This is a genomic window from Actinoplanes sp. NPDC019969 (assembly GCF_055562375.1).
In genome coordinates this window covers 1-1,237 of the sequence record NZ_JBVHFK010000040.1, presented here as the reverse complement: position 1 = coordinate 1,237, position 1,237 = coordinate 1, and the positions used below count along the sequence as shown (strand labels likewise).

The 1,237-nt window shown below is 68.4% G+C and carries 1 protein-coding gene; it reads right to left on the bottom strand.

The annotated features are described in order from the left end of the window. Positions 1 to 1,213: IS256 family transposase (locus ACZ3II_RS43495; protein WP_465526771.1), on the bottom strand; the 1,213-nt coding region annotated here is incomplete at its 3' end. Positions 1,214 to 1,237 lie beyond the last annotated feature (24 nt).

Genomic DNA, 1,237 nt, shown 5'->3' with positions numbered 1-1,237 from the left:
CGGTGTCGTGTCTTTCGGCATTGACGCTGGTCAGACATGCTTTGCCGAGAATCTCTAGGCCCATGTAGCGGCGGCCCTCGACCCATTCGTCGGTCTGCTCGGCCAGCACCGCACCGACGAGCCGGATGATCGCGTCGCGGTTCGGGAAGATCCCGACGACGTCGGTGCGGCGGCGGATCTCCTTGTTCAACCGCTCTTGGGGGTTGTTCGACCAGATCTGGCGCCAGAGCTCGCGCGGGTAGGCGGTGAACGCAAGCAGGTCGGCGCGAGCGTCATCGAGGTGCTCGGCGGCGGCCGGGAACTTCTGCGCGATCGTGTCGAGGACCCGCTCGAACTGCGCCGTGACGGCGGCGGCGTCCGGCTGGTCGAAGATCGTGCGGACCAGGGTCGCGACCCACGGCTGCGCGCTCTTCGGGACCTTGGCTAGAAGATTGCGCAGGTAGTGAGTCCGGCACCGCTGCCACTGCGCGCCGGGCAGCGCCGCGCCGATGGCGTTCACCAGGCCTCGGTGAGCGTCCGAGATGATCAGGCGGACGCCGGACAGGCCGCGGGCCGTCAAGCTGCGCAGGAACGCCAGCCAGCCGGCGCCGTCCTCGTCGGAGGCGACGTCGAGGCCGAGGACCTCCCGGCCGCCGTCGGCGTTGACCCCGACCGCGACCAGGGCGTGCACGTTGACCGTGCGGCCGTGCTCACGCACCTTGATGACCAGCGCGTCGGTCCACACGAACGTGTACGGGCCGGCGTCGAGGGGCCGGTTGCGGAACGCCTCGACCTGGGCGTCCAGGTGCCGGGCCATCTCCGACACCTGCGACTTCGACAGCGACGTGACGCCGAGCTGCTCGACCAGTTTTTCCATCCGCCGGGTCGACACCCCGAGTAGATAGCTGGTGGCGACCACGCTGACCAGGGCCTGTTCGGCCCGGCGGCGGTGTTGCAGCAGCCAGTCGGGGAAGTACGAGCCGGACCGCAGCTTCGGGATGGCCAGGTCAATGGTGCCAGCCCGGGTGTCCCACTCGCGGTGCCGGTAGCCGTTGCGGGAGTTGATCCGTTCGGTCGTGCGTTCGCCGTAGCCGGCCCCGCACAGGGCGTCGGCCTCGGCGGACATCAACATGTCCGCGAACGTCTTGACCAGGTCTTTCAGCACATCAGGGCTCGCCGATTCCAAATGCGCGCCCAGCAAACCGGCAAGGTCCAAACTCTGTGGTGCGGCCATCGCAGGTCTCCCCTTCGTGATCTA